Below are 22,646 nucleotides of genomic sequence, written 5' to 3'. Positions count from 1 at the left end.
TCAATGCCTCTCTCACATCTTCTTCCAGTCGCCGATCTGCTCGAAAGCGTGAGCGGCGCGATAGATCGTGGATTCCTCGAACATGCGGCCAACCAGCATCAGCCCGACGGGCAGGCCGTCGACCATGCCGCAAGGCAGCGACATCGCGGGATGATGGGTGATGTCGAACGGCGCGGTGTTGGAGATCATCTCGAGTGCCCGGGCGACATAGTCCTCGCGGCTGGCGGTCGGCTCCGGCAGCTTCGTCGCCTTCATCGGCGTCGTCGGCAGCAGCAGCAGGTCGTATTCGCCGAACGCCTTGTCGTAGGCCGCGGTCAGGCGGCGGGAGATGTTGAGCGCTTTGCCGTAATAGCGCGGACCGAAGTTGTTGTTGATGTAGGTGCCGAGCAGAAGGAACAGTTTTGTGGTCTCGGACAGCGAATCCGCCTGCCGCCGCCAGCCGCGATGGAAATCCATCAGCGAGGTCGAATAGAGGTCGGACCGGCTGAGCCCATAGCCGTCGCCATACATCATGGTCTGGGTCATGCCTTCGGTGCCGATCGGCGTCCAGATCGCGGGGCCCATGAGATGCATCGGGATCGAGACGGCCTCGACGGTGGCGCCGAGATCCCTAAAACGCTTGGCAGCCTCGCGCACACTTTCATTCACCGCGGCTTCCGCGGTCGCCTGCTCAAAGCCTTCCTTGAGAATGCCGATCTTCATGCCCTTCACGCCCTGGCCGAGCGCCTTGGTGTAGTCCTCGACCTTGGGCGCCTTGATGCGGGGATCGTAACCGTCGTCGCCGGCGAGCACTTCGAGCATTAGCGCGTTGTCGGCGACGGTGGCCGTCATCGGGCCGGTGTGATCGACGAAGATCTCGATCGGCATGATGCCGGTGTAGGGGACCAGGCCCCAGGTCGGCTTCATGCCATAGGTGCCGCAGAACGAGGACGGCATGCGGATCGAGCCGCCCTGGTCGCCGCCCATCGCCATGTCGGCTTCGCCAAGGGCGACGACGACGCCGCTGCCCGAGGACGAGCCGCCGGCGGAATAACCCATCTTATAGGGATTATGCACCGCGCCGACCGCACCGGTGTGACTGCCGCCGGACATGCAGAAGGATTCACAGTGGGTTTTGCCGAGGATTTCCCCACCGGCGTCCAGGATGCGCGTGACGACAGTGGCGTCGAAATCGGGCACGTAGCCCTCGAGCGTCGCCGAGCCGTTCATCATCGGCACGCCGGCGAGCATGATGTTGTCCTTCAGCGCGACGGTCTTGCCCTTGAGCTTGCCGCTCGCCGCGCCCTTCACGGTCGACTTGCGATACCACGCGTTGCGCGGGTTCTCTTCGGCCGAGGGCCGATAGCCCGGCGTACGCGGATATTTCACCTCCGGCACTTCGTCCGGCATCGCGCCGACGAGGTTGTAGGCCTCGATCGAGCCCTGCATCAGGCCGCGGAACGAGGCGACGTCTTCATCGGTCAGCGCGAGGCCGCATTGCTCAGCGACACTGCGAAGCTGGTCGGGCGTGGGAAGGGCAACTGTCACGGCGCTCTCCTTGAGGCTTCTTGATCCCTGGCGTTGGACGGAAGCCGCCCGGTCGCGCCTGCACAGCGCGGGCCAATCGGCTTCGCGTCGATACTACAGACGGAAATATTTTCCTTTTCAAGTATTATTTTGGATTCGGAGTGTGCGCGTGGTTACGGCGGCGTCAGACCGGCTTGATCAGCCTGAAGTCGAGGCCATCCGCTTCGGCGAGATACATCGGCATCCGGGCGTGACCGTTGCGAACGGTGACCGGGCCGCGCGCGCCGCCATAGACGATGTTCCGCCCCGCCGCGAGCATGGCTCCCGTCGCCAACGTGCCGGCCTTGTTCGCCACGGCTTCGAGAAAGCGCAGCCCTTCATAGCTGGATTGACCGAGCGAGCCGATCGGGGGACCGTTCGGTCCAAACATCGCGCGGTAGCGGCTCTGGAAATCCTCGTTGGCCCGCGAGCCGATTCCAGGGAAATAGCCGGAGGCGCAGAACAGATTCTCGCTGTTGTCGGCGCCGATGCCGAGCAGCACGGTCTCGTCCATCGCCCCGGCCAGCCGCAGCGTCGTGGCGGCAAGGCCGCATTCGCCGAACGCCCGATTGAAGGTGATGCTGTCGGTACCGATCAGCGAGATCAGGACGACGTCCGGCCTCGTTGCACGGATGCGTGCCAGATGCGGCTCGTGGTTATCCTCGCCGAGGGGAACGAACTCCTCGCCGACGACCTGGCCGCCAGCTTCCTTGATGTAGCGCTTCACCGCGCGGTGCGACTGCCAGGGCCAGACATAGTCGCTGCCGATCAAATACCATCGCGAGGCCTTCTTGACGTCGGCAAGCCAGTGGATCGACGGCCGGCTCTGCCAGCGCGGCGTCTCGCCGATCGCCATGACGCCCGGCGTCTGCTCGCCGCCCTCGTAGACGGGCGTGTAGATGTAGGGAATGCGGTGGCGTGTGGTGACCTTGCGCAGCGCGACGCGCACCGCGCTGGTGTGCAGCCCGACGATGAGATCGACCTCATCGAAAGCGATCGCCTGCTCGGCGCGGTTCAGTATCTCGTCGAGCGGGCCGCCGGCGTCGTAGATCGAAAGCTCGATCTCGCGCCCGAGGATGCCGCCGCGTTTATTGATCTCGGCGACCGCGAGCTGAGCACTGCTTGTCGCACACGGACCCCAAACCCCAGGCGAGCCGGTGCAGCAGATGAAGCCCCCGATGCGGAGCTTGTTGCGTGCGCCGCGGCGCTTCATGAAATGCGCGTCAACCGGCGACAGGTCGAAATCCGCTGCCGCGGGCGACAGATTCCTGAACAGCAGAGACGGCGGCAACGCCGGGCCGCCGTGAGCCGGGAAGTTTACCGTCGCGCGCACGCCAACTCCTGTCTGGCACCAGACTTGAAAGCACATTCAGCAGGCGGCCGCGGCATCCGCCCTATTGTTAGGCAATCATCCTATTTTGAAAATATTGAATATTCAAGAATTGAAGTGCATATAGATGCAGCATTGATTGCAAGACATTCGCTCATTTGGACAATACGAAGTCTCAACCGTGGCCAAACCGCAGAACTCTCCGATCACCGAACACCTCGCCTACCTGCTGGCGCAAGCCAACCGGGAAATCAATCGACAGCTTGAGCTACGGTTGAGCAAGGAAGGGGTCCCCGTCGAGCAATGGCGCATCCTGAAGGTTCTGTCCGACGGCGACGGCCATTCGATGGGCGAGCTCGCCGACGCCGTGCTGCTCAACCATCCGACGCTGACCAAGATGATCGACCGCATGGTCTCCGACACGCTGGTCTATCGCGTGCAGGACCCGAACGATCGCCGCAAGGTTTTGATGTTCATCTCCGACCGCGGCAAGGTGCTGTGCAAGAAGCTCAACTCGCTCGCGGTGGACCAGGAGGAGCACATCCTGGAAAGCTACGGCGACAAGTCGACGAGCGAATTGAAGCGGCTGCTGGAGAGTTTGATCGACAGCTCGAACTGAGCATCGGTTATGCCGACGTCTGCTCATCGCTCCGGCTCGCGAGAATCTTGTCGATCCTTCGGCCGTCGAGATCGACCACTTCGATATGCCAGCCACCGAGGTCGAAGGCATCGCCGACGTTGGGCAGAACGTTGAACTGTTGCAACACGAGGCCCGCCACCGTGTTGTAGCGGTGCGGCGGCAGTTCGATGCCGAGCAGCTCCCCGAACTCGTCGACCGGCATCCAGCCCTCGATCAGCAGCGAGCCGTTGGCGCGCATGACGTAGGCAGGCTCTGGCGGCCCTTCCTCGGAATGGAAGGCTCCGACGATCGATTCCAGGATATCGGCCGCCGTGACCACGCCTTCGAAGGCGCCGTATTCGTCGTAAACGAAGCCGACGTGAACCGGCGCAGTTCTCAGGATTGCCAGCACGTCGCGGGCATCCGCTGATGCCGGAATGCTCGGCGCTTCCCGGACGAGCGCCCGCAGGTCCGGCGTGCGTTCGTTCATGAAGGCGACCAGCAGGTCCTTGGCCTGGAGCACGCCGATCGGCTCGTCGCGATCGCCATCCGAAGCTGGAAAGCGCGAGTGCGGGCTTTTTGCGATGATCCCTCGGATGATCTCGGGCGCGTCGTTCAGGTCGATCTCGTCGACCTCCGTGCGCGGCGTCATCACCGCGCCGACCGGCCGGTCGCCGAGCCGCATCACGCCGGCGATCATCTCCTTCTCGCCGGGCTCCAGCACGCCGGCGCTCTCGGCTTCGCTGACGAGATGATGGATCTCGTCCTCCGACACTTTCTCCTCGGCCCTGCCGCCGCGGCCGAGCAACGTGAGGATCAGTTTGCCGGAGAGATCGAGCAGAAAGACGAGCGGCAGCGATATCTTTGCCAGCAAGTGCAACGCGGGCGCGACCCTGACCGCGATGCTCTCGGGGTCGCGCAACGCCACCTGTTTCGGCACGAGCTCGCCGACGATCAGGGTGGCGTAAGTGATGAGCGTGACGACGATGCCGACGCCGACGATGTCGGCGATGCCCGACGATAGCCCGAGCTCGACCAGCCATTGCGTCAGCCGCTGCCCGAGCGTCGCGCCCGAGAACGCACCGGAGAGCACGCCGACCAGCGTGATGCCGATCTGCACCGTCGAGAGGAATTTTCCGGGATCGGCCGCCAGCGTCAGTGCCCGCTCGGCGCCGCGCACGCCCCTGGCGGCGAGCAGCGACAGCCGGGCCGGGCGTGAGGAGACGACCGCCAGCTCGGACATGGACAAGAGGCCGTTAATGACGATCAGGACGACGACGATGATGAGTTCGACAGACAACATTGTGCGCGATGGAATGGGATATCCGGTCAGGCGGACGCCGGACCGAGCCCATCATATATAAACTCAATGAGCGGTTTGCCCGGTTCCGACCAAATTGTCGCACCGCGCCGGAGGAGGCATTGTGGAGGGAACCAATTTCTCCTAAATTTGCAGCCGGGGACGTCGCAGCCTTCCCGTGAAGTGGTGATCCCACGCAAGCGCTGCTCGCTGATGTATGGAGCGAGCAATGGACGGGATCGCAATCGAGCTTCCAATTTTCCTGTTGGCTACTTTCGCCGGCGCATTCGTGGCCGGCCTGTCCGGCTTTGCCTTTGGCTTGGTCGCGGCATCGCTGTGGCTCTATGTGCTGACGCCGGTTCAGAGCGCCAGCCTGATCGTCGGTTTCGGCCTTGTGGTGCAGGGCTACTCGGTCTGGAAGCTGCGCGCCGCAATCGATTGGCGCCGGCTGTGGCCGTTCATGATCGGCGCCGTCACGGGAGTGCCAGTCGGGGTGTCGCTTCTGACCTGGGCCGACCCGAACAGCGTCCGCATCGCAGTTGGAACGATCCTCGTCGCCTACAGCCTTTATGCGTTCTTCCGGCCGCGGCTCAAGATCGCGACCGTCGTGCCGTCTTCCGCCGACTTGGCGGTGGGTTTCGTCAACGGCCTGCTCGGCGGGCTGACCGGCCTTGCCGGCATCGTCATCACCATCTGGTGCAATCTGCGCGGCCTGCCCAAGGATCTCCAGCGCGCCACGTTCCAGCCCATCGCGGTCGTGGTGTTTGCCACGGCGGCGCTGTTGCTGGGCGCCAAGGGATCGCTCACGCTTGAGACGGCAAAGCTCTTTGCGCTTGGTCTGCCGTTCCTGTTTGCCGGGACGTGGCTGGGGCTGAAACTGTTCGGTCGGATCGACGAGGCCACGTTCCGCAAGATCGTGCTCGCGCTGCTGTTCGTCTCCGGCGTTGCGCTGTTGTTCTAAGCGGCGATCAGAACTCGCCGTGCAGCCGTCCCGAGAACACCGACACCGGTCCGCGGTCGGCGTTGTAGGCGGGGTTGACGATGAGCTGGTAGTCGGCGGTGAGGGTGAAATTCTTGTTCAGCGCATAGGCGTAGTAGGTTTCGAGGATGCGCTCCTTGCGGTAGTTGAGCGCCCCGTCGCCGACGAGCACGCCGAGGCCGCCGGCGGCCAGGAAGTCGCGATAATCCTGCGAAATGGCGTTGACGGCGCCGCCGATGCCGATCACGTCGTCGGGCCGGCCCCATTTCGTACCTTTGATCGACAGTCCGCCGGACAGGCTGCGGTTGATATCGGTGAAGGCAAGCGTTTCGGACTTGCCATCGTTCCAGCTCCAGCGGCCAAACAGTCCGACATCGTCGGTGATGGCCTGTTCGAGATTGACGACATAGCCGACCTTGATGCGGCCGCGCCGGGTCTGCGCGATGTCGAGGTTGAGCGCGGGATTGTCCAGCGTCTCGCGGAAGCTGCCCATATTGGCGCTGTCGACCCAACCCATGGTCCTGAGCTTGCCGGGTTGTGAAAACAGCGAGTAGCGCGTCTCGAGCTCGACCACATACTGGCCGCGCTCCGGCACCTTGGTGTCGAAATGATTCGAATTGGGCTCCGCGACCATCAGGAAATAGCCGCCGCGCAGCGCCCATTGCTTCTGATTGAGCTCGGCCGTGACGCCGTAGGTCAGGCCGACCTTGTCGGCGGAATAGTCCAAGGCACCCGGCGCCCACAGCGACCAGTTCATGAAATCCCTGCGGGTGTCCTTGGCATAGGCGTTACCGTCGAACACGTCGATCACCGCAAACTTGCCGGCCTGCACGGTGAGCCGAGAAACGTCGACCTTCTGCCCAAGCTGCAACTGGCCGCTCGCGAGTTCTTCCTGTTCGCCGCCAAAACCAAACGTCTGGCGCAGGAACAGGCGCGAGGTGTTGTAGTGCGGGTAGGGGAAGTTCGATTTCTGCGCTTCGCCGTTCGGAAAGCCGGCCGCGCCCACCGTGTCGTTCAATCCAAATCCCTGGAGCAACTCGGGATTGTAATAGACCTCGCCGCCGTCCCACAGCCGCGCGTTCAGGAACAGGCTGTTGCTCCAGGTCGCCTTGGCCTGCGCCGAAGGCGAGAGAGAGTTCGGCCCGCTGTAGAGGGCAGGGAACGATGGATAGCCTTGCGGCAGATAGGTGCTCTGGCCGTGAATCTCCCAGCGATCCGATTCGGTGTCGGTCAGCGAGCTCCTGGGATCATAGCTCGGCATGCCCGGCCAATCGACCTTGCGGTTGAGGCCGAGCCTGATCGACTGGAAATCGAGAGATGAGGAGGTGTATTGGGCGCCCGAGGAGAAGGCGATATTGGCGCTGTCGAAGCGGCTATAGAGGTACTCGAGCCGCGCGCTCCAGTGCGGCGCGAAGCCGTATTCGATGCCCGCGCCTGCGATCCAGCCAGGCCTCGTGTTCAGGATTTTCTGATCATCGCCCACGGCCGGCGTGTCGAAATAGCGCTCGCCCATCCATGCGAAGCCGCCGGTGGCATAGAATAGCCACGCGCCGCTCGTGTAGCCGACGCGGCCGCGCAAGCTGGCGGTGTAGTCCCATTGCTGGGTGACCGTGTTGGCGGGCGTCGCGAGGAAGGAAACGATCGAGTTGGAGATCATGTAGTTCGGAAACGAAAAATCGCCTTCGACGCCGACAAGCCAGCCGGAGTTGAGCCGGTAATTGTAGCCGGCCTGCACCCCGCCGATCATGCCGCTGAAGACGCCGTTGTCGTTGATCCCCGCGCCGTCGTTCAGGGCGAAGCTGGACGAGCCGCGGCCGTACCCGACATGCGCGCCGATATAGAGGCCGGTCCAGTCATGGATGGCCTTGAGCGCCGGCGCCTTCAACGGGAGATCGGCCGCGTGGGCAGCGGCGGAAAACCCCAGCAGGCCTGCGGTCGCCGCTGTGTGCAGCAACCAGTGTCGGTGACCTCTCAACGTCAAAACGAACGCCCCCACGCGAATGTGCCCTATCCGCCGCCATATCACTGCCGATTCGCGGCGACGCTGTCATCAGGCGCCGGTTGTCTCATCGGATGGGGGAGATGGTCTCCGCCCGACGCGATTTCTTCCCAAGCCCCTGCGCTTGCTAAAAACCTTATTGCGATTAATTCGCAATAGCAACTGGTACGGATTGCCGCGGAGGATGGTTCGCATCCTCCTGTGACGGGACTGCAACAATATCCCGACCCCAAAAATGGATGACCCCGCCCGTGGGGACATCCGGGCGGGGTCGGGGGCACGACACGGGGTGGATGAGGCGCCCGTGTCGGACGCAGGATCCACGTGAGATCGGCCTCAGGTCCTCAAATCAGTAGCAGCTACGAACGCGGCCAACGTACTGGCCGAAGGCGTTGTACTGGGCGACCCAGCCGCAGCGGTGATAGCCGTAATAAGGGTCGTTGCTGGCGGCGATCGCGGTGCCGACGATGGCGGCGGTGGCGATGCCAGCGCCCACACCCCAGCCCCAGCCAAGCGGCTTGGCTTCGGCCTGCGAGGTGGTGGACACGATGCTGCCGGTGGCGGCGAGGGCAGCGAGCGCGATAGCGGCAATCTTGGTCTTGATCGACATTTCAAGCTCCATCCGGGTTGAGGCGGTCCGTTGTGACCCGCGTGCCCAGTTGGACGGAGGCTCCTCGCGTCCGGTTCGAAAGCGAGAGATGCGACCGTGGAGTCCGGATCTTTCCTGAATGATTCCAGGTGGATGGGAGCTAATCGAGGGGGCCTTTGGCGAGCCTGTTCACGTCGAAGTTATCGACCTCGGCAAGCAGCTCGCAAAAGGCGCGCGCGCCCTGATCGACCAGCCGTTCGCCTTTCTCAGGCAAGGCCAGCGTCGCATTGCCGACCGCGCCGCTCGTGTTGAGATCCTGCGCCTGCCACGCGAACGGCGCGGGCCGTTGCGTCGACAGCCAGCGATACTGCTTCTCCATCGCGATGCTGCTTGCGGGAAAATCCGCGATTGCATCGAGGCGCACCTGATCGGGATAGCGCGCCAGCATGATCGAGGTCTCGACCGCGCCGCCATGAATGCCGTGACGCACTTCCTCGGCCGGGAACAATCTGTCCGCGCCCGACAGCCGCGACCAGGACGTCGTCACCACCAACAGCTTCCGATGCGCGCGCAGATCCTGCGCGACCAGCATCATTGCCGCGCTGTTGCCGCCATGGCTGGTGATGATGACGAGCTTTTTCACGCCGCGCCGCGCGATGTCCTCGCCGATTGCGGTCCACCTCCTCAGCGCTACGTCAGTCGGCAGCGTCTGCGTGCCCGGATAGTCGATATGCTCGGTGGAAATGCCGACCGGTTCAAGGGGAAGAAAAATGGCCGGAACGTTGTCGGGCAGGAGCTCGCGCACCCGCGCAAGATAGGCATCGGCGATCAGCACGTCGGTCTCGAGCGGCAGATGCGGGCCGTGCTGCTCGGTCGCCGCCAGCGGCAGCACCGCGATCCAGCGCGACGGTTCCGAGGGCGCGGTCTCGCTCCAGTCAATGCCGGACCAGTCGCGGGGCGGGGATGAATTCATCGAGGTTTCTTTGCGCCGATTTGTAACGTAATTTGAGGCTCCTCGGGGGACGCTGCTCGGCCGGCCGCGTCTCCCGAAATTTCTTGTTTATCATGGGCCGGAACGATCGACGGAGTCCAATCATGCGCCCCAACCATCTGCGGCGAGCGTTAACGGGGGCCTTGGTGGCCGCATCTGTCGCGACGCTACCCGTGCGCGCCGAGACGCTGGACAAGGTCTCCTTCGGCACCAACTGGGTCGCCGAGGCCGAGCATGGCGGCTTCTTCCAGGCGGTCGCCGACGGCACCTACAAGCGCTACGGGCTCGACGTCACCATCGTTCCCGGCGGGCCCAACGAGAACAACCGGATGCTGTTGATCGCCGGCAAGATCGATTTCTTCATGGCCGCGAACACGCTGATGTCGTTCGATGCGGTCGCCAATAACGTCCCCGTCGTCACGATCGCCGCGGTCTTCCAGAAGGATCCGCAGGTGATGCTGACGCAGCCGGACGCGAAGGTCGCCAAGATCGAAGACCTCAAGCCGCTGACGCTGTTCGTCTCCAAGGAGGGCATGACCAGCTATTTCCAGTGGCTGAAGTCCGAATACGGTTTTAGCGAGAAGAACGTCCGTCCCTATAATTTCAATCCGCAACCCTTCATCGCCAATCCCAAGAGCGCCATGCAGGGTTACGTCACCTCCGAGCCGTTTGCGGTGGAGAAGGCCGCGGGCTTCAAGCCGAACGTGCTGCTGCTGGCCGATTACGGCTTCAACACCTATTCGACGCTGATCGAGACCCGCCGCGACATCGCCGAGAAGAAGCCGGATCTGGTGCAGCGCTTCGTCGATGCCTCCATGGTGGGTTGGTACAATTACATCTACCGCGACAATTCCGCCGGCAACGCCATGATCAAGAAGCTCAATCCGGAGATGACCGACGAACTGCTGGCCTATTCCGTCGCCAAGATGAAGGAATACGGCATCGTCGATTCCGGCGACAGCGTGAAAAACGGTATCGGTGCGATGAGCGACGAACGCTACACCTCCTTCTTCGACAAGATGGTGAAGGCCGGCGTCGTGAAGCGCGATCTCGACTTCCGCAAGTCCTATACGCTGCGCTTCGTCAACAAGGGCGTCGGCGTCGAGCTGCGCCCGAGCAAGCCGTAACGCAAGGTCCATGTCAGGCGTCAAAACCTCGTCGGGGGTCGAGGCCGGCCTGACGGCCCTGGCCGTCAGCCTGCGCGGCGTGACGAAGACCTACGACAATGGCGTCATGGCGCTCGGGCCGCTCGATCTCGCCGTGCGCAAGGGCGAGTTCATCTCGCTGCTGGGCCCGTCCGGCTGCGGCAAGTCGACTGCACTGCGCCTCATCGCAGGGCTCGGTGCGCCGTCGTCCGGCACGGTGCGGGTGTCGCGCCATGAGGGCGAGGCGCAGCCGGGTCATGGCATCGGCTTCGTTTTCCAGGAGCCGACCCTGATGCCCTGGACCAGCGTGCGCGAAAACGTGCGGCTGCCGCTGAAGCTCGCGCGCGTGCCGAAGGTCGAAGCCCGCGCGCGTGTCGATGAGGCGCTGACCAGCGTCGGGCTTGCCGATTTCGCCGACGCCTTTCCGCGCGAACTGTCCGGCGGCATGAAGATGCGGGTGTCGCTGGCGCGTGCGCTCGTCACCGATCCCGATATCCTCCTGATGGATGAGCCGTTCGCGGCGCTCGACGAGATCACGCGCTTTCGCCTCAACAACGATTTGCTCGCGCTGTGGCGGGGGCTTGGCAAGACCATCGTCTTCGTCACCCATTCGGTGTTTGAATCGGTCTACCTGTCGCAACGCGTCGTGGTCATGACGGCGCGGCCCGGTCGCATTCAGGCAGATATCCGGATCGAGACGGTCGAGCCGCGCGGCGAGGAGTTTCGTACTTCGGCGGCCTATTCCGATTATTGCCGGAAAGTGTCGGCCGCGCTGGCACCGTCCTATCTGGGGCAGTCGATGCTATGAGCGCGCTTCCCACGGTCAACGCCAGGCCATCCGGCGCGCAACGCGCGGTGCGGTTCGTGCTTCCCGTCATCGTGTTCGCGGCCGGCCTCGTCGCCTGGGAACTGGTGGTCCGCGTCAAGGAGATCCCGCCTTACGTGCTGCCGGCGCCTTCCGTCATCTTCCTGACGTTGATCAATGACTGGGCGGTGCTGTCACAATCGCTCGCGGTCACGCTGCTGACCACGCTTGAAGGTTTTGTGGCGGCCAGCATCGGCGGCATCGCGCTGGCGCTGCTATTCAACCAGTCGAAATGGGTGGAATATTCGCTATTCCCCTATGCCGTCGTTCTCCAGGTCACGCCCGTGATCGCGATCGCGCCGCTGCTGCTGATCTATCTGGAGCAGCAGACCGCCGTCGTCGTCTGCGCCTTCATCGTCGCCTTCTTCCCGGTGCTGTCGAACACCACGCTCGGGCTCAATTCGGTCGATCGCAATCTCGCCGGCCTGTTCCAGCTCTATGGCGCGTCACCGCCGCAGACCCTGCGCTTTCTGAAGCTGCCTGCGGCGCTGCCCTATATCCTCGGCGGCCTGCGGATCGCCGGCGGACTGTCGCTGATCGGCGCGGTCGTGGCCGAGATCGCGGCGGGAACGGCCGGAGCGGGGTCCGGGCTTGCCTACAGGATCGCCGAATCCGGCTATCGATTGAACATACCCCGCATGTTCGCGGCGCTGCTGTTGTTGTCGCTGGCCGGGATTGTCATCTATGGGGTGCTGGCGCTAGTTTCCCACCTCGTTTTACGGCGCTGGCATGAGAGCGCGCTTGGAAAGGAAAACTGATGACCGCCGGTTCGATTTCGTCCGAAAAGATCGACCTCTTGATTTATGGGCCGGTGCGGCCGATCCTCGACAGCGGTTTTTCCGATCATTTCGTCGTGCACAGAGCGGAGACGCGAGGCGATCTCGAGCGGCTGACGCCGGCGATCCGCGAAAAGATCCGCGGCGTGGCGGTGACCTATCACACGGTGCGCGCCGACAAGGATTCGCTGTCACAATTGCCGAAGCTCGAGATCGTCGCGAGCTTTGGCGTCGGCTACGACCACGTCGACGCCAAATATGCGAGCGAGCACAACGTCGTCGTCACCAACACGCCCGACGTGCTGACCGAGGAAGTCGCCGACGTGGCGATGGGCCTTCTGCTGGCGACCTTGCGGGAATTCATCAAGGCCGACCGTTACGTGCGCTCAGGCCTCTGGCAGACGCAAAACTATCCCCTCAGCGTCGGCTCGCTGCGCGACCGCAAGGTCGGCATCGTCGGCATGGGGCGGATCGGCCAGGCGATCGCGCGCCGGCTCGATGCCTCGCTGGTGCCGGTGGTCTATCACTCCCGCAATCCGTCCAAGGACGTCTCCTACAAGCACTATCCCGACCTGATCGAGATGGCGAAGGCGGTGGATACGCTGATGGTGATCGTGCCCGGTGGCGCCGCTACCGAAAAGATGATCAATGCCGAGGTACTGAAGGCGCTCGGTCCGCGCGGTGTGCTGGTCAACGTGGCGCGCGGCTCCGTGGTCGACGAGCCCGCGCTGGTGCAGGCGCTGAAGTCGGGCACCATCCTTGCCGCCGGTCTCGACGTGTTCGCGGCCGAACCCAACGTGCCGGACGAGCTCAAGACCATGCAGAACGTCATCCTGCTGCCGCATATCGGCTCGGCGTCGGTGGTCACGCGCAACGCGATGGACCAGCTCGTTGTCGACAATCTCAAGGCCTGGTTCGCCGGCAAGGCGCCATTGACGCCGGTTGCGGAAACTCCGGTGAAGGCGCGCGGATGACAGTGCTTCGGGTCTTCGCGTTGCTGATCGCGGCATCTATCGCCGCGATCACCCTTGCGCAGGCGCAGGATGCGACGACCCTGAAGAAGGACATGCCCGGACAATGGGAGCTCTCGACCACCGAGCGCAGCAAGACCTGCGTCGTCACGCTCAAGGGTGATGCCGCGAGCCATGGCTTCAAGCTCGAGCTGGAGCCGGCCTGCAAAGCTGCGCTGCCCTTCACCAAGGATATCGTCGCCTGGAGCGTCAGGGGCCTCGACATCGTTCGCTTGCAGGATGCGACCGGCGAGGCCGTGATCGACTTCACCGAGGTCGAGGCCGGTATCTTCGAAGGTCTGCGGCAGGGCGAGGGCGTCTACATCCTGCAAGACCTCGCCGCCGCGCGTTCGATGGCGAAGTCGATGGACCAGATGATCGGCGACTGGTCGATCGTGCGGGGCAACGGCCAGCCGGTCTGCGGGGTGACGCTGACCAACACCGAGGCCGGGCCGGACAATTTCCAAGTCTTCCTCAAGCCGAAATGCGACGCGGCAATCGCGCAGTTCAACCCGACGCAATGGCGGCTCGAACGCGGCCAGATCATCCTGATGTCGAAAGCGGGCGAGGCCTGGCAGTTCGAGGCCGACGACAACGCGCAGTGGCGGCGCGTTCCCGACACCGCCGATCCCCTGATCATGCTGCGCCAGTAGGATCGCGCTTGGCGCCCGCTCAGGAATATCCCTTCATCTTCTTCCAGGCCCGCCAGCCTTCCTTGGTCTGGCTGAAGAAGCAGAGATCGAACATTCCCTCTCCGGTGTGTGCCTTCACGGCGTTCGGGACGGTACGGTCGAGGGTCCAGCCGGTCGCGTAGAGATAGTGGATGATCGGCTTGTTATGCGAGAGCGCGGTCGCGAGCATCGCGTCCATGCCGAGCTCCTCGAAGAAATAGGTGCGGAACGGGACCGTCACGGCGTTGGTGACACCGGAATGGCGATAGGCCGGCTCGCCGATAATCATCGCGACCAGGAATTGGTTGGTCTCGAAGTTCACGTCGTTGCGCAGGAAGCCGAGCAGCAGCCCTGACGACTTCTCGAAGATGCCGATCAGGATCTTCGTGCGCTGGTCGAAACTCTTGATATAGACGACTAGATCATCGCGCGTCATCGTCCTGCGCGGAGCGTTGAGCATCTCGCTGGCTTCGACATCCTCCATCCAGTGCGCCCAGCGCTCGGTCGCGTCCGCGGTCGTGACTGTGCGCAGGATGTGTTCCCCGCAGTCGATATTCACCTTGCGCTTGGGATATTTGGCCGTCGGCTTCACGTGTCACCCTTGGTTGGAGCCGGCATTATCGGTTGCTTGTATTTGCCAGGGCAAGGGTGTTGCCGCCTGTTTGGGCAGCGTGTGACAACAGGAAGATGTGATTTCAAGGAACAATTTCCGGTGGTGTGCCCGCGGTGCAATAGCCGCGCGCCTGTCCCGCCACTAACGTCGCCGAAGGGGCGATTCCCCCGCGAGGCGGGGGCAAAAAGGATTCAACAAGGGGCTGTCTCGTGAAGGGTCATTTTCTGGCTGGCGTCGCGGTTGTTGCGTTGATTGTAGCAGGCCCGGCCATCGCGGCCGACTTGCCGTTGAAGGCTCCTCCACCGAAAGTTGTGCCCTGGACCTGGAGCGGCTTCTATCTCGGCGGACATGCCGGTTATGGCTGGAGCCACGACTCGCTATCGTCGACCGACGATCCCTATTTTTTCGGCAAGTTTCCGGGATTTGGCCCGGTCGGCTTCGATAGCCAGGGTTGGCTCGCGGGCTTTCAGGCGGGCGCCAACTGGCAGGACGGCAAGATCGTCGGCGGCCTTGAGATCGACCTGTCGGCGACCGGCATTCAGGGATCCTCGTCGGTGACGACCGGGCCGCAGCCCGGCGGCTTCGGTCCCGTGACCGGCACCGCGAACTCCTCCGGCAAGTTCGAATGGCTGGGATCGGCGCGAGGCCGTCTCGGCTTCCTCGTGACACCGGACATCCTGCTTTACGGCACCGGCGGCCTGGCTTGGACACACTATGTCCACGACGAGGATTTGCGGGATCTACGCCAATTCGTTCCGCCAATTTCACCGAACGACGGCACTTTTGCGATCACCTCATCCGCGAATTGGCGCTTTGGATGGGTCGCGGGCATCGGCGGAGAAATGCGCTGTTCAACAGCAACTGGCTCGGCCGCCTCGAATATCTGCATTATGATTTCGGTCCGTCGGACACGTCGGCCACGACGATGTACTACTCCGGTCCGTGGACGCGAACCGGCGGCAATCTCACCGCCGACGTCGTTCGCCTCGGGCTTTCCTACAAGTGGGATCCGGACCGGTTTGCGCTCGGCTACACCGGCGCTGAAGGCGGGGTCTCACCCGTGCCCTACACGAAAGCGCGGCCTCTGGTGGCTGCGCCCTGGACCTGGGCCGGCTTCTATCTCGGCGCCCATGGCGGCTACGGTTGGGTCGACGATCCCTTCACCAAGACGATCAGCCGGCCGGCGGTTTTCCCGCAATTGTCGGGCGTCGATTCCCGCGGCTTTGTCGCGGGTTTCCATGCCGGCGCGAATTGGCAGTCCCGTTCGGTGGTCGGCGGTCTCGAGCTCGATATCTCCGGCACCGGCATCAAGGGATCGACCTCGAACACGGCCGGCGGATTGCAGGTGACGCAGACCGACAAGTTCGCTCCGATGGGCTCGGTGCGCGCACGGCTTGGCTATCTCGTGACACCGGACGTGCTGCTTTATGGCACCGGCGGCCTCGGCTGGACCCAATTCACGGCGGTCAACGAACTGCCGGGCTTTACGCCATCGTCGCTGGCAACGCAGAACTGGGTGTTCGGTTGGGTCGGTGGCGGCGGCGTCGAAGCCCGGCTCGGCCAAACCAACTGGCTCGGCCGCATCGAATATCTCCACTACGACTTCGGCAATACCGGTTCGGTGTCCAGCACGGCCCCTTCTCTGTTTACCGGGCCGATCGGTGCCTATAGTTCAGGTCGCCTGACTGCCGACATCGTTCGCGCCGGCGTGAGTTACAAGCTCAACTGGCCCGACCCGGCAGGTGCCGGCCGTACCGTCATCATCGCCAAGGCCGTCGTGCCGGCAGTGTGGAGCTGGAGCGGCTTCTATCTCGGCGGCCACGGCGGATATGGTTGGGGCGACGATCGCTCGAGCCAGATGGTGTCTCCCGTCTTCCTTGGCGGCCTCGTTCCTCTCGAAGTCGGAGGAATCAAACCGAGCGGCTACGTTGCCGGTTTCCAGGCTGGCGGCAACTGGCAGTCGGGGAAATATGTCGGCGGTGTCGAAATCGATTTGTCGACGACCGGAATTAAAGGCTCCGCTTCTGCCTCGGGTCTGGATAACAGCGTTCCGCCCGCGCCCTGGTCCGGTGCCGCGACGGACAAGTTCGATCTGCTTGGTTCGGCACGGGCGCGCCTCGGCTATCTTGTCCGGCCGGATCTCCTGCTCTATGGCAGCGGCGGCCTCGCCTGGACCCGTCTTGAACAGTCGATGGAGAGCGTGAACTCTGCGGGGACCTTCGCTGCAACGACGCCAACATGGCGCACCGGATGGGTCGCCGGTGTCGGCGGTCAGATACGCCTGTGGGACAGCAACTGGATCGCCCGGCTGGAATATTTGCATTATGATTTCGGCAAGTCCGGCGGGACTTATCAAGCTTTTCTCGATCCGACCCAACCGTCCGGGATTGGCCTCACGAAGGTGGATCAGGCCGGCCGCCTGATCACCGACGTCGTCCGAGCCGGCATCGACTACAAGTTCGACTGAGCCGGCTGCGCAGATCATCCTGATGCCAACGGCGGCGAGGCTCGAGGCCGCCGCCGCTGCGTTGCGCGAAATGATCGCGCGTTACGATGCCACCTTGGGCGGCGGCGCGGTGCCCTGCGCCCATTTCTCCATCTTGCCGAGCACGCCCCATGCCGTGAGCGCCAGGGAAATCGGGAGAGCGAATTGGCCGAGGCCCGGTATCGCTGACGCAATCGTCCCGAACAGTCCGGCAAGACCTCCGGCATTGGGGCTAGCCGTCACGGCGGAGAGCAGCGCGGTGATGAGCGAGCCGCCGATCCCGAGTGCCGTCTTCTTGCCGTCAAGCAGCTTGCCGATGGTATCGCCGAGCGCGCCGTTGACCTGGCCGAGGACCGGCTTGCCGTCCTTGTTGAGGAAGGCGCCGAGCAGGTCGACCACCTGCTTCAACTGATCGACGGGAGCGGGATTGGTCGGGGTGGCCGTTCCGGGCATGGGCGACGTCTTGTTGATGAGGCCGAACAGCCGTTCGAGCATGCCGATCGGATCGTTGGTTGCCGGCAGCGCGCCTGCCGGTGTCACACCTCCTGGCGTCATGCCGCCCACCGGTGGCCGTATCAACTGCGCGAGGTCCTCCAGCCGCTTCAGGATCTGAGACAGATCGCCAGAGTGCCCGACGGGGCCCGCCGGCGTGCCGCGCGTGAGGGCGGCCATCGTGGCACCGTCGAGAAGGCCGGTATCCCTCAGGCCGTTCCGCTGCTGAAACTGCGAGACGGCGGCCTTGGTCTTCGGTCCGCAGATGCTGTCTTCGGCCAGCGGTGGATTGGCGCCGAGCCTGTTGAGCGCCTGCTGCATGAGAACAACCGTCGATGCCACATCGTCCTCGGGTTCGGCGCGGCCCGCGATCTGCGGGCTGCCGTCCAGAGTGATCGAGGAATCGAGCGACATCATCGCATGCAGGATCACCGCCGTGCCAAGCTGGGAATCGACGTGGCTCGGGTCGAACGCATGGTCGCGGACGAATTTGCCGGGTCTCGCCTCAGGCGGGCCGTACAGCGTCGAGCCGCCGTAGAGATAGGGCGAGTTGACGCCCTTGGCGTGATAGCCGAAGCCGTTGAAGCCCTCCAGTCGGTACAGGGTTCGCGCGACCCCCCAGTCTTTGGCGCCGACGAAGTTTTCGAGCCTCAGTGCGTCCACAGCGCCATCTACGAACGAGGCAAACGGGCCGCGGCCTTTCGGAACGATGGTCGTCACGCGATGCAGCGACTCGCCGTTGCCGAGATAGGTGTCTAAATCGAAGTTGGATTCGCGATAGTGGCAGAGCGCGATGAAATGCCAGGGGACGTCGGTCAGCCGCTCGACCTGCTGATATGTCGCCTTGCCCTTGATAGCCTTGCGTGCCACCGCGTTCGCATCCGCAACGCGTCCAGGCCGGATCTCGAGATTGGCCCAGTTTCGCTCGTATTCGCTTTTCAGGCTCTCGAAAGACGCCATTTCCTGCTCCCGTAAATTGATGAAATACCGGGTCTTCGTGCAAATCAGGTGTGAGCCATGTGCCGTCATCACGGCGTGACTCCAGCGTGATCCCTTGAATGTGACAGGGCGCCGGCTCGGCGCATGTGAAATGGCTTACACGCTCGGCGGGAAAATCAGCGGGGAGGCAGCGGTCAATTTCGCGAGCACATCGATCGCGGCAGTGCAATCCGAAGCGGCCGGCCGACGACACGGCGGCTGCCGGCCCGGGAACCGGTAAGGCCGGCCATCCGTTAGCAAGGGAGATTGTTCGGGAAGGAGGCCCGCATGGCCAAGCGCGTCCTCGCAATCGGCATCGAACCCGGCAACGCGGATTACAGCGCGTTCCCGCAGCTCACGCCCGAGCTCGTGCGCGGCTATATCGAGGCGCAATTGCTGCGCCTGCGCGATCTCGGCTACGAGGTCACGAGCTGCCTGATCGATCTCGACGCGACTGCCGAAGCCGGTGTGACAGCGGCGTTGCGCGACGAGAGCTTCGATTGCATCGTCATTGGTGCGGGCCTGCGCGAACCGAGGGAGCGCCTGTTGATGTTCGAGAAGGTGCTCAACCTCGTCCATCGGCTGGCACCGAATGCTGCGATCTGCTTCAACACCACGCCCGCCGACACCGCCGAGGCCGTGCAGCGTTGGGTCGATCCCTGAGATCGCGTCGGCCGGCGCGTGCATCGCATGCGGCATGGCCTCCGCCGCCTTCGCGCCGAGCCTCCGGCGCCATCGCGTAAAGCGCGCCAATCCCGGACGCCCGCGATTGTTCTGGCCCGAATCCGGCTCCAGAGCTATGACTTTAGGCAACCATAAGGGAGGGCTTGGGATGCTTCGAGGTCTTGGAATTGCGGCGTGCCTGAGCGTCGCCATGGCGATGCCGGTCCATGAAGCGGTGGCCCAGGACGCCGTCGGCGGTGCCATTATCGGCGGCGTCGGTGGGGCCATTCTGGGGGGCGCGATCGGCGGTGGCCGCGGGGCCGCGATCGGCGCCGTCGTCGGTGCCGGCACAGGTGCTGCGATCGCGTCCGAAGGCGACCGCCGCCGCTCCGGCTACTATGCCTATCAGCGGGGCTGCTACATGCAGCGTCCGGACGGCGCCTACGTGCGGGTCGATCCGAGATACTGCTACTGAGGACGGTCGCCTCGCCGAACCGTCGGCCTGTTCTGATACGGGCCGGCCGTTTCTGCTGCTAACTTCTGGCCGTTGCCTCCGGCATGATCTGGCGCAGCGGCTCCGGAGAGACCGATATCTGGCCCGTAAACGGCCGGTCGTGCGCGGCGATCAAGAGAACCGAGGTGGCGACGCCGGTCGCGAACAGGCCCATCGCGATGGCTGACGCCAGGCGGTTGTCGCAATGAACCAGGCCGATCACCAGCAGCGCGCAGGCCGCCTGGAGATACAGGCACCACCATTTGACCGAATTCACTGCGGCGAGGCTGACGATGATCCGCTGCCGTCGCGCATCCAGCGCCTGTTCGAGCGCGACGATGATCTCGCGCTGCACGGTCTCCTGCCCCCGGCCTTGCGGTGCCATCGCGACGACGAGCTGCAACGCCTCGGCGAGCGCCGGCGGGGTCACCTTCAGCGAGGCCTCCTGATGCGCCATCATCGGCCATTCCACCGTGACGGCCTGTCCGACATAGTCGCGCACCAACCCACGCAGCCGGGCCTCCTGCTCAGGCGGCAAGCCGGCGGCCAGCAGCACCGCGCTTCTTAACGCGCTGGCCTCACGGCTCACCGCGGCGCCGGCGCGGTCGCTGTCAGCCCAGACCTGCGCCGCGGTGAAGGCGACGAACAGGCCGAAGATGATGCCGAGCACCGGCAGCATGCCCGGCGAGATCGTCTTGAGCGATTTTGCGCGCTCGCCCGTCGCGAGCAGCGCAACGAAGGTGAACACGGTCGCGGCCAGAAGATAAGTGAAGCCAAAGATCACCAGCGCCATCGCGGGCACCGGCAAATTGTGCAGCCAGTCGGTCATGCTGTTCCTGCTACGTGATTCGTGGACTTAAATCAGCCGCATCCCGCGCAGCGCGCTCGCGTGTGGCTAATTGTCGGTGAGCAGAGCAAACCGACGTCGGTCGATCCGCTCGCGCGCCAACTGTCCCGCTGCCGCGCAAAGATCGGGCGCATAGAGCTGGCAAGTTCCTCGCTTCTCGATTCCCTCGTCGATCAGATGCAAAAGTCGTGCAGGCGCGATGTCGGGCGGGGCGGCGATGCGCCCGGTGACGACGTGCTTTTGCATTTTCTCGTGATCAGCGTGATCGATGTCGGGATTGCGCCAGCAATTTGCGCACATGATCTTGAAGCTCTCCGAGTGCGAATAGATGACGGCGTCCCCGTCGAGCTCTTCGCTCATGCCGGCCAATTGCCGTGCCGTCTCCTGCGTGCCCGCGAAATCGAAGAACTGGTAGTTCCGACGCAGAAGCGTTGCCAAATGGGGGAAGACCGGTATCTGCTGGTCACCGTAGGTGTGATGCGTGATGGGGGCGCCATCCATGAGGATGACATCGCCATAGTCGACGCCGAGATTGCCGTACAACACGCTGCGGATAACGCCATGGCACGGGCTTAACCGTTCGATCCATACCGTTTCCTCTTCGCCTGGGTCATCAAGGTCTGCCGCACGCTCTGCAAGAGGTCGTCTGGCGAGCTTCACCTTGCAGGCAAAATATCTGCCCTCCGGCAATCCAAACCGTCCAAGCTCAATTGTTTGCCCCATGCGCTTCCACACGTCCAAGGCTGTCTCGGCGTTCCCGGCGCCAGTGGCGCAGATTCCAAGATTCCATTCGTAGCTGTCGACAACCTCTTGCGAGAGACTTGCGGCAGCCCGGTTGGCCGCCACGCCTTCCGCGAACCTGCCGCGTGTCTTGTAGAAAAGCCCCAGATTGTAATGGTGCGTGCTCTTGCGTGGATCGATTTCGGTGAGCTTCCGAAGACTGTCCTCGGCGATCGCATCCCGCTGGCGCGCCATCATGCGCGCCGCCATTGCGAGCCCGCGCAATATCTGTTCCTGTTCAGGCCGCCCCTCGTGGAGCTTGGCCGAGCGGTCCAGCTTCTCAACCACTGTCTGAAATATCGGGTGTCCCGGCGGTGGCGCGTTCAGATCATCAATGTCGCGGACGGCTTCGAGGCATAGGCCGAGCACCGGGAGGATACTTGGGTCGTCATCGTAAGCATCTGCTATCTCTGAAAGTAGGTCTGCCGCCTCTTCCCTTGCGAGGGTTCGTTCGTCGATAATCCATTGCAACGCCCTGGCGGCCTCAGGCTGATGGCGCTGGGCCTTTCGAAGTAGTTGGATCTTCTGCCATGCGGTCTGCTTGCGGTCCGCCAGTCCGTCTGCAACGGCGTCACGTGCAATCGCGCCGATCTCGCCGGAAGAGAGAACCGCGCTGGGACCATTCAACATGATCGTCTCCGTGGAGGCGCCTCGGCGTGGCGGGGAACGGGCGGTGTGACGCGCCTCAACGTAGCGAGACTACATCAATTTCATCGCCTTGAGGCTCGCGTGCCCGCTTCTGCCGACGATGATGTGATCGTGCACGGAAATGCCGAGCGGCTTTGCGATGTCAATGATCGCCTTTGTCATCTGGATGTCGGCCTGCGAGGGCGAGGGATCGCCGGAGGGATGGTTATGTACCAGGATCAGCGCAGTCGCGGATAATTCCAGCGCGCGTTTGATCACCTCGCGCGGATAGACCGGCGTGTGGTCGACGGTGCCGGTCTGCTGCACCTCGTCGGCGATGAGCTGGTTGCGCTTGTCGAGGAACAGCAGCCGGAACTGCTCCTTGTCGGCAAACGCCATGCTGGAGCGGCAATAGTCGATCACCTCGTTCCAGGACGACAGCGCGTTGCGGCTCTTGACCTCGCCCTTGGCGACGCGGTGCACTGCTGCCGCGATCAGCTTGAGCTGGTTGATCGCGGCTTCGCCCACGCCCTCGACCTCGCGCAGCCGCGCCACCGGCGCGTGAACGACCTCGGCGAACGAACCGAAGGTCTTGATCAGCGCTTTCGCGAGCGGCTTGGTGTCACGTCGCGGCAGCGCCGGAAACAGCGCCATCTCCAGCAGCTCGTAGTCGCTGAGCGCATCCGCACCCGCGTTGTAGAAGCGCTCGCGCAGCCGCTCGCGATGGCCGTGATAATGCGGCGGCTCCGACGGCTCCGGCTGGCTGGACAGGTCGCTGGACTTGGTGCTGGATTTGGCGGGCATCGCGCGCCAAGCATCGCCGCGGCGCGTCGCTTTTGCAACCGCCAA

General features: G+C 63.7%; 22 protein-coding genes. 10 read left to right on the top strand and 12 right to left on the bottom strand.

The features are described 5' to 3' along the window. Positions 1–12: 12 nt before the first annotated feature. The gene (locus IVB18_RS47305) at positions 13–1,527 is read right to left on the bottom strand and encodes an amidase (protein WP_247986885.1); all 1,515 of its coding nucleotides are present in this window, start codon (positions 1,525–1,527) and stop codon (positions 13–15) included. 163 nt (positions 1,528–1,690) lie between these two features. After that, positions 1,691–2,878: a substrate-binding domain-containing protein gene (locus IVB18_RS47300; RefSeq protein WP_247986884.1), complete on the bottom strand. Its 1,188-nt coding sequence runs from the start codon at positions 2,876–2,878 to the stop codon at positions 1,691–1,693. A gap of 178 nt (positions 2,879–3,056) precedes the next feature. Here IVB18_RS47300 and IVB18_RS47295 point away from each other — a divergent pair, with 178 nt between their 5' ends. Further along, a complete protein-coding gene (locus IVB18_RS47295; RefSeq protein WP_247986883.1) occupies positions 3,057–3,494 on the top strand; it encodes a MarR family transcriptional regulator in 438 nt (145 codons plus the stop codon). A gap of 7 nt (positions 3,495–3,501) precedes the next feature. Here IVB18_RS47295 and IVB18_RS47290 read toward each other — a convergent pair whose 3' ends face one another. Next, positions 3,502–4,797, bottom strand: a complete 1,296-nt coding sequence (locus IVB18_RS47290) for a hemolysin family protein (RefSeq protein WP_247986882.1) — start codon at positions 4,795–4,797, stop codon at positions 3,502–3,504. A gap of 226 nt (positions 4,798–5,023) precedes the next feature. Between IVB18_RS47290 and IVB18_RS47285 the strand changes: the two genes are divergently transcribed. Beyond that, positions 5,024–5,755: a sulfite exporter TauE/SafE family protein gene (locus tag IVB18_RS47285; protein ID WP_247986881.1), complete on the top strand. Its 732-nt coding sequence runs from the start codon at positions 5,024–5,026 to the stop codon at positions 5,753–5,755. A 7-nt stretch (positions 5,756–5,762) separates the two neighbouring features. Here the strand turns inward: IVB18_RS47285 and IVB18_RS47280 are convergent, their stop codons facing one another. From IVB18_RS47280 to IVB18_RS47270, 3 genes are all read right to left on the bottom strand, one after another. Further along, on the bottom strand, positions 5,763–7,724 hold the full coding sequence (locus tag IVB18_RS47280) for a carbohydrate porin (RefSeq protein WP_247991903.1): 1,962 nt from the start codon (positions 7,722–7,724) through the stop codon (positions 5,763–5,765). A gap of 397 nt (positions 7,725–8,121) precedes the next feature. Next, positions 8,122–8,382, bottom strand: coding sequence for a hypothetical protein (locus IVB18_RS47275; protein WP_247986880.1), 261 nt, complete (start codon positions 8,380–8,382; stop codon positions 8,122–8,124). Between the two features lie 139 nt (positions 8,383–8,521). Further along, positions 8,522–9,334, bottom strand: coding sequence for a creatininase family protein (locus tag IVB18_RS47270; protein WP_247986879.1), 813 nt, complete (start codon positions 9,332–9,334; stop codon positions 8,522–8,524). A gap of 122 nt (positions 9,335–9,456) precedes the next feature. Here IVB18_RS47270 and IVB18_RS47265 point away from each other — a divergent pair, with 122 nt between their 5' ends. Genes IVB18_RS47265 through IVB18_RS47245 form a run of 5 tightly spaced genes read left to right on the top strand, consistent with a single transcriptional unit; the run spans position 9,457 to position 13,801 of the window. Beyond that, positions 9,457–10,479 carry an ABC transporter substrate-binding protein gene (locus tag IVB18_RS47265; protein WP_247986878.1) on the top strand — a complete coding sequence of 341 codons (1,023 nt, stop codon included), beginning with the start codon at positions 9,457–9,459 and terminating at the stop codon, positions 10,477–10,479. 10 nt (positions 10,480–10,489) lie between these two features. Continuing rightward, complete coding sequence (locus tag IVB18_RS47260; protein WP_247986877.1) at positions 10,490–11,305, top strand: ABC transporter ATP-binding protein; 816 nt, start codon at positions 10,490–10,492, stop codon at positions 11,303–11,305. Further along, a complete protein-coding gene (locus tag IVB18_RS47255; RefSeq protein WP_247986876.1) occupies positions 11,302–12,120 on the top strand; it encodes an ABC transporter permease in 819 nt (272 codons plus the stop codon). The genes IVB18_RS47260 and IVB18_RS47255 overlap by 4 nt, the downstream gene beginning before the upstream one ends. Beyond that, entirely contained in the window at positions 12,120–13,112 is a 993-nt protein-coding gene (locus IVB18_RS47250) for a 2-hydroxyacid dehydrogenase (protein WP_247986875.1), read from the top strand. The genes IVB18_RS47255 and IVB18_RS47250 overlap by 1 nt, the downstream gene beginning before the upstream one ends. Then, a complete protein-coding gene (locus tag IVB18_RS47245) occupies positions 13,109–13,801 on the top strand; it encodes an AprI/Inh family metalloprotease inhibitor (protein WP_247986874.1) in 693 nt (230 codons plus the stop codon). Before IVB18_RS47250 ends, IVB18_RS47245 begins: the two co-directional genes overlap by 4 nt. 19 nt (positions 13,802–13,820) lie before the next feature. On the opposite strand, the gene IVB18_RS47240 is transcribed toward IVB18_RS47245, so the two are convergent. Together IVB18_RS47240 and IVB18_RS47235 are read right to left on the bottom strand one after the other, a co-directional pair. Continuing rightward, a complete protein-coding gene (locus IVB18_RS47240) occupies positions 13,821–14,411 on the bottom strand; it encodes a GNAT family protein (RefSeq protein ID WP_247986873.1) in 591 nt (196 codons plus the stop codon). Positions 14,412–14,970: 559 nt separating this feature from the next. Beyond that, positions 14,971–15,108 (bottom strand): hypothetical protein, encoded by a 138-nt coding sequence (locus IVB18_RS47235; RefSeq protein WP_247986872.1) that lies wholly within the window; start codon positions 15,106–15,108, stop codon positions 14,971–14,973. A gap of 141 nt (positions 15,109–15,249) precedes the next feature. Here IVB18_RS47235 and IVB18_RS47230 point away from each other — a divergent pair, with 141 nt between their 5' ends. After that, entirely contained in the window at positions 15,250–16,899 is a 1,650-nt protein-coding gene (locus tag IVB18_RS47230) for an outer membrane beta-barrel protein (RefSeq protein ID WP_247986871.1), read from the top strand. A gap of 81 nt (positions 16,900–16,980) precedes the next feature. Here IVB18_RS47230 and IVB18_RS47225 read toward each other — a convergent pair whose 3' ends face one another. After that, positions 16,981–18,369, bottom strand: a complete 1,389-nt coding sequence (locus tag IVB18_RS47225) for a peptidoglycan-binding protein (protein WP_247986870.1) — start codon at positions 18,367–18,369, stop codon at positions 16,981–16,983. Positions 18,370–18,675: 306 nt separating this feature from the next. Here IVB18_RS47225 and IVB18_RS47220 point away from each other — a divergent pair, with 306 nt between their 5' ends. Further along, a complete protein-coding gene (locus IVB18_RS47220) occupies positions 18,676–19,050 on the top strand; it encodes a hypothetical protein (protein WP_247986869.1) in 375 nt (124 codons plus the stop codon). A gap of 169 nt (positions 19,051–19,219) precedes the next feature. Beyond that, positions 19,220–19,525: a YMGG-like glycine zipper-containing protein gene (locus tag IVB18_RS47215; protein WP_247986868.1), complete on the top strand. Its 306-nt coding sequence runs from the start codon at positions 19,220–19,222 to the stop codon at positions 19,523–19,525. Positions 19,526–19,583: 58 nt separating this feature from the next. Here the strand turns inward: IVB18_RS47215 and IVB18_RS47210 are convergent, their stop codons facing one another. The 3 genes from IVB18_RS47210 to radC form a co-directional block, all read right to left on the bottom strand. After that, the gene (locus tag IVB18_RS47210; RefSeq protein WP_247986867.1) at positions 19,584–20,372 is read right to left on the bottom strand and encodes a DUF4239 domain-containing protein; all 789 of its coding nucleotides are present in this window, start codon (positions 20,370–20,372) and stop codon (positions 19,584–19,586) included. A 66-nt stretch (positions 20,373–20,438) separates the two neighbouring features. Further along, positions 20,439–21,800, bottom strand: coding sequence for a prenyltransferase (locus IVB18_RS47205; protein ID WP_247986866.1), 1,362 nt, complete (start codon positions 21,798–21,800; stop codon positions 20,439–20,441). Between the two features lie 69 nt (positions 21,801–21,869). Next, complete coding sequence (gene radC / locus IVB18_RS47200) at positions 21,870–22,601, bottom strand: DNA repair protein RadC (protein WP_247986865.1); 732 nt, start codon at positions 22,599–22,601, stop codon at positions 21,870–21,872. Positions 22,602–22,646 lie beyond the last annotated feature (45 nt).

Source organism: Bradyrhizobium sp. 186, assembly GCF_023101685.1.
Classification (GTDB): Bacteria; Pseudomonadota; Alphaproteobacteria; order Rhizobiales; family Xanthobacteraceae; genus Bradyrhizobium.
The sequence above is the reverse complement of the archived record's forward strand: the minus strand, read 5'-3'. Positions and strand labels throughout refer to the sequence as shown.